This is a genomic window from Micromonospora sp. AMSO12t (genome assembly GCF_008806585.1).
In the GTDB taxonomy this organism is placed as follows: Bacteria; Actinomycetota; Actinomycetes; order Mycobacteriales; family Micromonosporaceae; genus Micromonospora; species Micromonospora reichwaldensis.
On sequence record NZ_WAAS01000001.1, the window covers coordinates 174,165 to 183,346 of the forward strand.

At 68.8% G+C, this 9,182-nt stretch carries 7 protein-coding genes, 1 tRNA gene and 1 pseudogene; 6 read left to right on the forward strand and 3 right to left on the reverse strand.

Annotated elements, in window-relative coordinates; genetic code table 11:
- Nucleotides 1–42 precede the first annotated feature (42 nt).
- Both F6X68_RS00650 and F6X68_RS00655 read right to left on the reverse strand, forming a co-directional pair.
- The gene (locus tag F6X68_RS00650; protein WP_151452363.1) at nucleotides 43–3,213 is read right to left on the reverse strand and encodes an AfsR/SARP family transcriptional regulator; all 3,171 of its coding nucleotides are present in this window, start codon (nucleotides 3,211–3,213) and stop codon (nucleotides 43–45) included.
- Between the two features lie 867 nt (nucleotides 3,214–4,080).
- Nucleotides 4,081–4,283, reverse strand: a pseudogene (locus F6X68_RS00655) (IS5/IS1182 family transposase); the annotation flags it as partial.
- A gap of 466 nt (nucleotides 4,284–4,749) precedes the next feature.
- Between F6X68_RS00655 and F6X68_RS00660 the strand changes: the two are divergent.
- The 5 genes from F6X68_RS00660 to F6X68_RS00680 all read left to right on the forward strand — a co-directional run bounded on the left by F6X68_RS00660 (nucleotide 4,750) and on the right by F6X68_RS00680 (nucleotide 7,867).
- Nucleotides 4,750–5,121, forward strand: a complete 372-nt coding sequence (locus tag F6X68_RS00660; protein WP_151452385.1) for a helix-turn-helix transcriptional regulator — start codon at nucleotides 4,750–4,752, stop codon at nucleotides 5,119–5,121.
- Between the two features lie 153 nt (nucleotides 5,122–5,274).
- Nucleotides 5,275–5,772 (forward strand): hypothetical protein, encoded by a 498-nt coding sequence (locus F6X68_RS00665; RefSeq protein WP_151452364.1) that lies wholly within the window; start codon nucleotides 5,275–5,277, stop codon nucleotides 5,770–5,772.
- 282 nt (nucleotides 5,773–6,054) lie between these two features.
- A complete protein-coding gene (locus F6X68_RS00670; protein WP_225851872.1) occupies nucleotides 6,055–6,276 on the forward strand; it encodes a T6SS immunity protein Tdi1 domain-containing protein in 222 nt (73 codons plus the stop codon).
- Between the two features lie 278 nt (nucleotides 6,277–6,554).
- Complete coding sequence (locus tag F6X68_RS00675) at nucleotides 6,555–7,154, forward strand: HEAT repeat domain-containing protein (RefSeq protein ID WP_151452366.1); 600 nt, start codon at nucleotides 6,555–6,557, stop codon at nucleotides 7,152–7,154.
- Nucleotides 7,155–7,405: 251 nt separating this feature from the next.
- Nucleotides 7,406–7,867: a hypothetical protein gene (locus tag F6X68_RS00680; RefSeq protein ID WP_151452368.1), complete on the forward strand. Its 462-nt coding sequence runs from the start codon at nucleotides 7,406–7,408 to the stop codon at nucleotides 7,865–7,867.
- Between the two features lie 581 nt (nucleotides 7,868–8,448).
- On the opposite strand, the gene F6X68_RS00685 is transcribed toward F6X68_RS00680, so the two are convergent.
- Nucleotides 8,449–8,532, reverse strand: a tRNA-Leu gene (locus tag F6X68_RS00685).
- 222 nt (nucleotides 8,533–8,754) lie between these two features.
- Between F6X68_RS00685 and F6X68_RS00690 the strand changes: the two genes are divergently transcribed.
- A partial coding sequence (locus tag F6X68_RS00690; RefSeq protein WP_151452369.1) for a tetratricopeptide repeat protein occupies nucleotides 8,755–9,182 on the forward strand: 428 nt, incomplete at its 3' end.

A 9,182-nucleotide genomic window follows, 5' to 3' on the forward strand; every position in this document is an offset into this window, starting at 1 on the left:
CCGGGACGGTCAGGTACGACCATCCCGGCGCGGCGGCGGCTCTCAGGCCCGTGGGGCCGGCCCGGACCCGGTCGCCTCCTCGCCGCCGGCGGGCCGGCCGGCGTGAACAACGTCTGATCCAACCGGTGTGACGGGCCGATCGGCATCCGCGACGCCCAGTGCGGACAAATCCCGTCGCAGCTGCGCCTGCAGCGTGACCGCACCGCGCAGGCTGAGCCCGGACAGCACCGCCCTGGAGGACTCCCAACCGGCCCGGGCGGCGGCCCGCTCACCGGCGGCCACGTGGATCCGCCCGCGCAACGCCATCGCGCTGGCACCGAGCAGCGCGGCGCCTATCTCACCGAAGATCCGCACCGCGCGATCGGCGTGCTCGGCGGCCGAACCCAGCTCCCCGGCATCCAAGGCGACGTCGGCGAGCGCGTGTGCCACCCGACTCTCGGCCATCCGGTCACCGGCGGCCACCGCGAGCGCCTGGGCCCGGGCCAGCCGCCTGGCGGCGGACGCCAGGTCGCCACGTCGATGGTCGACCGCCGCCAGCCCGAGGATGGCGTAACACTCACCGATCTGGTCGCCGGCGGCCCGCACCGAGTCGAGCACCCCGCGGTAGGCCACCCCGGCTCCCTCAAGGTCCCCCCGGCGCAGCAGCAGCTCACCCAGCCGGTGCCGGACCTGCGCACCGACCCGGCGGTTGCCGACCTCTTCGCAGATCTGCCCGGCCCGGACCAGCAATTCGTAGGCCGCGTCCTGTTCGCCGTAGTCGAGGTGGATCTGAGCCAGGTTGTGCAGCACGTGCGCCTCGGCGATCCGGTCGCCGAGCAGCTGGAAGGCCTCCAGTGCCCGGCCCCAGCGGTCGCGGGCCGAGGCCAGGTCGCCGTTGACCCGGTCGAGGTAGGCCGAGTTCCGCAGCACCTGTGCCATGCCGAGCCGGTCGCCCAACTCCTCAAAGAGGGCGTAGGAACGCGTGAACTGCCGGGCCGCCGGTGCGCTCTGCTGGGCGAACATGTGCAGCGAGCCGAGCGAGTAGCGCATCGCCGCCTCACCCCGCACGTCGCCGGCGCGGCAGGCGGCGTTCAGCGCGACCTCGTGGGTCTGCCGCCAGTCGTTGAGGTACGAGCGGGACTCGAACAGCGTGACCGCGGTCAACGCCAGGTCCCAGGCGTGCTCCACCATCCCACTGGCGGCGGCCTGGGCGACGGCGGCGACGATGGTGGCGCGCTCCTGCTCGAACCAGGCCAGCGGATCCGCCAGCAACCGGTCCACCAACGGCGCCGGCAGCGGCCAACGGCTGGCTCCGCTGTTCGGGGCGAGGACGTCGTCGGAGTACTCCCGGCGGTGCGCCTCACCGGCCAGCGCCAGCAGCGCGCCGAACCAGCGTTCGAGAGCTGCCCGCCGCTGTTCGGGGCCCTCCTCGACGAACCTCTCGCGGGCGAACGGGCGGGTGATGTCGTGGAAGCGATATCGCAGCTGACCGGCCACCGGCCCTGGCTCGGTGTCGATCAGGTACGCCTCGGTCAGCTCCTCCAGCGCGTCCTGCGCCCGCAGATGGTCGGTCTCCAGCAGCGGCGCGCCCACCCAGGACGCGAAGCTGGGCGAATCCAGCAGGGCGAGTCGGCGCAGCAGGACCTTGGCGTCCGCGGACAGCCCCTCGTAGGTCACCGAGATGCTGGCCCGGACCCCCATCTCGCCGTGGTTGAGCTCGTCCAGGCGGCGGGACTCGTCCACCAACCGCTCGAGCAGGTCGGTCACGCTCCAGTGCGGCCGGGCCGCGAGTCGGGCGCCGACGATGCGCAGCGCCAGCGGCAGGTCGCCGCTGAGCCGGCACAACTCGTCGGCGGCCGACGGCTCGGCGGCGATCCGTGTCGGACCGACGATCCGGGTGAGCAGCTGCACGGCGTTGCCCCGGCTGAGCGCGCCGAGTTCGACCCGGTTGACCGACGGCAATCCGGTGAGCCGGCGACGGCTGGTCACGATCACAGAGCACTTCGCGGTGCCCGGCAACAGCACCGCGATCTGCTGTTCGGTCATCGCGTCGTCCAGCACGACCAGGATCCGACGCCCGCCGAGCAGGTCGCGGAAGCGCTCGGCCCGTTCCTCGATCCCGTCCGGCATCGCCGCACCGCTCACGCCGAGGGCCCGCAGGAAGCGTTCCAGGATGTCCGCAGGATTGGCCGGACGGTCACCGACCCGCAGCCGGGCGAAGAGCTGCCCGTCGGGGAACTCCGGGGCGAGCTGGTGCGCGACGTGGACGGCCAGCGTGGTCTTGCCCGCCCCGCCCGGTCCGACGATCACCCCGACCCGCACCACCGGCCCATCGGCCTCAACCTGCCCCTGCTCCCCCAGCTGGGCGCGGATCGCGCCGACGATCGGGGCCCGGCCGGTGAAGTCCGGAATCGCCGCCGGCAGCAGGCTCGGCACCAACGACCGCACCTGCGCTGCCGGGGCGATGGTCGCCGCGACAGCGGAACCGTGCGGCGGGAGCGGAATCGGACACTCGCCCTCGAGAATGGCCTGGTGCAGTCGACGCAGCTCCTCGCCGGGGTTGATGCCGAGCTCGTCCATCAGCACCTCGCTGGCGCGGCGGTAGCCCTCCAGCGCCTCGGCCTGCCGGCCCGAGCGGTACAGCGCCATCATCAGCTGGGCACGGAAGTGCTCCTGGAGCGGGTGCCGGTCCACCAGTTCGATCAGCTCGCCGACCAGCTCGTAGTGCTTACCAGCCTGGAGTTCCAGGTCGATGCACTCGCCGTGCACCGCCAACCGGCGCTCGTTGAGCCGGCTGACGTAGGAGGTGACCACCCGGCTGTCCATCCCGGACAACGCGGGACCACGCCAGAGGGCCAACGCGCCGCGCAGCAACGCGGCAGCGGCGAGCGGGCCACCGGTGTCACGAGCCTCGGCCACCCGGGCGTCGAAGACCCGCAGGTCGAGTTCGTCCGGACCGACGTTGAGCAGATAGCCGGGGCTACGGGTGTCGATCAGGTCCCGCCCGCTGACCGCCTGAAGCCGCCGACGTAGGTTGGAGATGCAGATCTGCACCTGACCGCGTGCCGTCGACGGCGGGTCGTCCCAGACCGCGTCGATCAGCCGCTCCACCGGGATCACCTGGTTGGCCTCGAGTAGCAGCATCGCCAGGATCACCCGGTCGCGCGGGCCACCGAGCTGCACGGTTTCGGTGCCATGAACCACCTCCAGCGGTCCCAGGATGCCGTACTTCACCGAACGTCCCTCCGTGCCCTGCGCGATCGCAGCCGAGCCCGCGTTTGGTCGTCGGCCAGCGGCCACTCGACGACCGGGCCGCCGCGCGGTCCCACCCGGAGAGGAAGCCGCAGCCAATGGACCGACCCGCCGCGCGGGAACACCGAGCGCTCCCACCCTTTCCGGAAATAGCCCTAACCGTCCGCGCAATACTCGCCAGCTGCATGAATACCATGGGTTGAAACAAGGATCATTTGCCAGCCACGCCACCGTGACTCGCACAGTCTCGGTCCACCGCGTCTCTTGAAAACATCATCCAAACGGACAGCTTCCCCTCATCTGCATCGAGCGCCGGCAAAACGATAACTATCAGTCACGCCCGACGCCCTGGCAAAGCATCCAATACCGCTACCGCCAATTTGACCGCAAAATCTGCATAGTTACCAAAGTGGACGAAAACCTGGCAGGTCACCCTCTTCGGCGCCGAACCCGGGGCGACACTCCCGCCTCCGGCCCACAGTTGGCCCGGCGAGCTGGCAGGAAAACCTGGGATACGTCCGAATCCCAATCGGAATAGTGAGGAGGGACAACACGCGAGGCAGCGGGCACGAATGGAGCACGACTCTTCCCGGCACCACCCACGGACCGACACCGGCCACTGCCCGATTAATGCAAGCGAATACGCCTTCCCGACACGAGGCCCGACGGTCACCAGGAATGAGTCCGCAGGGCGCGCCGCAAAAAACGGCCGAACCGGGTTGACTCCGGAGCCATGACAATCGCAGCACGGCGCACCCGCTCCGAACTGGGCGAAGCCCCATTGGATAATTGCCGATGACAGGCGGAACAGGCAGCACGAACCGTCGTCCGGAGCGGAACGGCAGCCGACTGCCGCATCGTCAGGTTCGTACGCCAGTACGCGGCGACCAGCAACACCCGATCCGGCAGGTCGAGGGCCCACTGTCAGCCCGGCCGACCGTCGGCGATGCCGCCACCGCCACGCTCGGCGACCAGCCGGACCAGCGTGCGGAACCGGGCGGCTACAGCCCGGTGAACGGAAAGATCCACGCCGAGCGGGCTACCGAGATCACCTGCCCCCATCGTCCTCAACAGACAGACATCAGGGATACGAGACATCCCTTGATCTTCTTCCCTGGACAAGAGGAATGATCGATCAAGGGCTGTCCTCATGATCAGCCGGGGTCGATGCCACCGCCCAGCAGGTTAAAGATCAAGTTAGGCCACTCGGAAACTACCGACAGCCGCGATCCGGTCCACCCGGCCACCCCATACCTGGCCGCCATCGAACGGCGTCCCCGAACACCCCGCCGATCTCCGCCTTGAACTCCGGCCGTGAACGCCCTGCGAGGCCGGCGCGGGTTCTTACCCATGCCTTCCATGATGAACATCCTCCCGAGGGGCTCAGAGCCCCTGATCTGGGATGTCCGTCAAACCGGGTCAGGCCCACAAGCCCTCTGCCCGCCCCCGACGACCACCACATCATTCACCGTGATCCAGCCCTCGTTTCGCCGGCCTACCGGTGGCGTTGCTGCAACGATGCAAGACGTGGGAACTGCGAAAACTACGACGCCTGCCATCTCGCCCCTTGCCGGCGAGCCGATCAAGCGCGCCGATGCCGAGCGGCTCGCGGGAGTGCTGAAGGCATTCGCCGACCCGGCCCGGCTGCGACTGCTCAGCCTGATCCAGTCCGCTCCGGAGGGCGAGGCGTCCGTCAGTGACCTCACCGCGCCGCTCGGCCTCTCCCAACCCACGGTGAGTCACCACCTTCGGATCCTCACCGAGGCCGGCCTACTCGAGCGTGAAAAGCGCGGCGTCTGGGCGTACTACCGCCTGGTGCCGTCCGCGATCGCCGCGATCGCCGACCTGTTGACGCCACCCCGCAAGCGGGCGACGAAGAAGACCCGCTGACTGGCACCGTCGAAAACCGGCGCCATGCCGCCTGACCCGGCACCGACCCCAAGCACATTGATCGGCACGCCACGAGACCGCAGCAGGTGACGGCCGAGGACGGCGAGTGGAGGCATTGCTGCGCATGATGGCCCGCAAGGGTATATGCCCGAAATGGCAGACCAGAACTTCATGAACTTCTTCGTCGAGCAGGCCGCATCTGATGCGGCTGTTGTACTCGCCTGCTCCCGGGCCTGCGGCCTACCGCTGGAATCGGAGGCTTGTCTCCAGGAGGGATCGGTCGGATTCGTGCAGGTCATCCCTTACCCGGAAGGCTTCGAGATGGGGCTGTGCATCATCTGGCCGCCATCGACGCCCGTGTCCCTTTCCCAGGCAGCAGTGGCGCAAGACATCGCCCGCGAACTGCGCCAGCGTGTGCTTCTCGACGTGGAGGATCCGGCCGCCGTATCGGGAGAGCGGTGGATGCTCGCGACACCGGACGGTGCGCCAGGCGGTCACCGTACGCCTGCGGATGGACAACCAGAGCACGTCGTCTCGGCAGACGCCCGGCCCCACCCCGTCAGCCACCGCCCCGGTGTGCCGCCGGGTGTGGGCGTGCATCCACAGTTGCTGGCGTCACCGGCGATGTCCGCCGGATCAGTGTGCGGGTAGCCGATCAGGCGTTGTCGTGAGTGAGCGACGATGACAGGTCTTTGGTGCGCGCCAGCTTGATCGAGCAGGATCTTCCTCTTCTGCTCCGGGACAGCGGCCGTGGCAGCGTCGGCCACCCAGCACACCGGCGGCTCAGCGGAGCCGACGAGCTGGACCAGCGCCGCCGCGAGCTCGGCCGGGGGAGGTCGCGGAGGGTGTAGCCACATGGTGGGCGGCCGCCGAGGCAACGGTCTTCGAGGAGAGCCTGGGCGGACTCAACACCACGCTGCGCAACTTCCTTTCATGGTCGATTTGGATGGCCCTGAGGAACTCTCCGACAACCTCCACTGGGACCTCTTCCCTGAGGCGGTCGCGGTGCACGGCGAGCTGCATTGCGACGAGTCGTTCATCTTCGTGCCGCTGCTGTCGACGGGTGGACAGGCGAAGGTCCAGAACCTGCATAAGCGCAAGACCATCGCGGCGATCCAGGTCGCCGTGGACCTCCAGGGCGTCATCGGGCACTGACACCTGCACCCGAGGACACCACCGCCTGTATTCGGCTGCGCCCGTGGGCGACCTCCCCACCATGCACGAGAGCCTGCTACCGCCAGTAGGACCATGGACATCGAGCAGGCACTGGGCGAACGCTGTCCCACCACTGGGTCCTGTCTCGCGGATCATGTTCGGCTACAAGCGCCCGCACGGCCCGCTCAGCGTCCGCATCCGGTTTCCCCGGGCGGCCGGGTTGCCGTGGCTGTGGCACCCCATCATGCAGTCGACAAGATCAATGGCATCATGGGCCGATGAACGATGGTCTCGATGCCGTGATCGTCAAGGTTCTCGACGGGGAGCCCGGGGCCGACGAAGCCCTGATCGCTGCCGGGCCCACCGGAGCGAAACGCGTCTTCGACCTCTACTACGGCACGGCCAGGGCGAACCTGGTCACGAAATCCACCGGCCGGGAGCTGGGCGACAGCTGGTCGGCCGCCCTGCACATCGCCGCCTCGGTCGCGCCCGAGGAGTTCCTCGCCCAGCTGCCGAACCGCGTCGGCACCACGGACATCGTGATCCTCGGCGACATCAACGACCCCCGCGCTACGCACATCCTCTGCGAGCAGGCTCGGCACAAGGACTTCCTGCACCGCGTCAACGCCGTCAGGGCACTGGCCAAGCACACCGGCCCGGCGAGCCGGGAGGCGGTCGAGCAGGCCCTCGCCGATGAGAACCTCGTGGTACGCAGTGCGGCGATCCGCTGCGTCGCCGACACGGATCCCAGCCGAGGCACGACCTTGTACGAGGCATTCCTGGCAGAGCCGCGCCTCACCCCACTCCTGCGGCAGGAGGCGCGGTGGTCGTTGTCCTACCTGCGTGAAGGCAGTCCTATACCGCTCCACCCGTGGTGAGGCCGGCCAGGTTGAGCCCGGCGGAGACGGCGAGGTCCTCGTCGACCTTCGCGACGAACGCGTCGACCAGAGCACGACTTCGTCACCGCGCAGACGATCAGCGCCATCCCGGTCCCGTGCCAAAGTAGTGCGACGGCCTGTCGGCCGTTCCCGTCGGTGTTCGCGGGTGGAACCATTCTCCCAAGTTGGACCTTGGCAGGGTCAGGTTGCCCTGTTGGTCGCGCTAGCCCAACACCTCGAAGGAGCCACCCATGGGATCCGACATCCACGCCTACGTCGAAACCCGCACCAACGGCACCTGGGCCTACGCCGGAGACAACACCTTCCCCGACAACGAGTTCCCCAAGGAAAAGCAGTGCCCGTTTGACGGCGCCCGCGACTACGGCCTGTTCGGATTCCTCGCCGACGTCCGGAACTACTCCGAGTCGCCGGTCATCGCCGAGCCGCGCGGCCTGCCCGCCGACGTGTCCGCCGAGGTTCGCGCCAAAAGCGACGACTGGAACGTTGACGGGCACAGCCACACGTGGCTGACCCTTGCTGAACTGCTGGCGTTCGACTATGATCAGACGTTCGCCGATCAGCGTGGTGAGGGTGAGCCGCAGGTGAAGACGGTTCGCGGGTTCCTCCACGACTGGTACTTCGGTCGGCTCGACCTGCTGGCGAAGCTGGGTGCTCCGGAGGACGTGCGCATCGTGTTCTGGTTCGACAACTAGCCGGTGGAAGCCCTCATGGCCCAACTCGACCCCGCGCCGGAGGCATCCCGATGACCAACACCCTCGCCCCCGCCGAACGGGCCGCCGGTCTTTCTGACGTACCCCCGCATTGCCGCCGCCTGCTTCTCTTGTGGGGCGCCGGCAGCAATAGGTGCCCCTGACCGGTGAGAGCGAAAACTCCACCAGGATCCCGACGCACGACAATGACGCCAGCTCTCTCGCGGATCTCCAGTCGGGCACCCGGCTCCCAAGCCAGGGCACGCACGATGCCTCGATCACGGATCCGGTCACTGGCATCGACCGACGCGAGACGGTACACCTTGGCCTCGGACCGCTGCTGCGCAAGCGCTGGCATCGGCACGGAGCCCGACGCAGCGGTGCATGGGCGTCACGCGGGTTGCTTCGACCACGGGCCGGCAGAAGGACTGGAGGGATGACAGAAGCCAGAGAAGACTCAGCCACAGCGACCACCACCGCCAACCGACACAGGGCCGGCGAAGTTGGTCGCGAAGATCAGATTCACGTGGTCAAGGAGCCCTGACCACCAGTACGTAGAAGACGGCATGGATGCCGCAAGTTTGTGTCCGAGGGGGGACTTGAACCCCCACGCCCTATACGGGCACTAGCACCTCAAGCTAGCGCGTCTGCCATTCCGCCACCCGGACCTGCTCGTCCAGCCTACCGTGTCGACCGAGGCGATCTTCCACCCGTCGGCCGCCCTGGTGGGCCGCACGGGGAGTTACTGTACACGGCCCGGGTGGATCATGCACATCAGCTTCCGGCCGATGGGTCGCCGCAGGTCGGACGGGTGACCGGACCCGTATGAGCCGCAGCCAACCGGTGGACCTGGGTAGCGTCCGACAGGCCTCACGCGGCAGCATGGCCACGTGTCCCATCCCTCTCCCCTGGCCGCCGTGCAGCACCGGGCCCTCGCCCTGCGCGCCGCGGGCGATCTCTACTCCGCCCGTCGACTGCTCAACGACGCCGTCGGCTCCGCCCGGCCGCCGTACGGCAAGGACCACCCGGATGTGCTGAGCACCGCGCACCTGCTGGCCCGCCTGCACCGGGAGGCGGACGACCCGGGTGCCGCCCGGCGCGTGCTGGAGGAGGCGTTCGCCGCCGGCGAGCGCCTCTGGCCGCCGTCCGACCCGCTGATGCTGGCGCTCTCCTTCGAACTGGCCGCGGTGGCGGACGAGCTGGGCAACCGGCACGAGGCGCGCCGTAACTACACCCGCGTCGCCGCCCTCGGGCCCGCCGTGCTCGGCGCCGACCATCCTGCGGTACGCACGGCACGGCAGTATCTCGGCGACGCGGG

Excerpts from the sequence above, each read along its gene's own strand:
- F6X68_RS00675 (WP_151452366.1), top strand. The coding sequence starts at position 6,555 with ATGAACGATGGTCTCGATGCCGTGATCGTCAAGGTTCTCGACGGGGAG.
- F6X68_RS00670 (WP_225851872.1), top strand. The coding sequence starts at position 6,055 with ATGGTCGATTTGGATGGCCCTGAGGAACTCTCCGACAACCTCCACTGG.
- F6X68_RS00665 (WP_151452364.1), top strand. The coding sequence starts at position 5,275 with ATGGCAGACCAGAACTTCATGAACTTCTTCGTCGAGCAGGCCGCATCT.
- F6X68_RS00680 (WP_151452368.1), top strand. The coding sequence starts at position 7,406 with ATGGGATCCGACATCCACGCCTACGTCGAAACCCGCACCAACGGCACC.
- F6X68_RS00660 (WP_151452385.1), top strand. The coding sequence starts at position 4,750 with ATGCAAGACGTGGGAACTGCGAAAACTACGACGCCTGCCATCTCGCCC.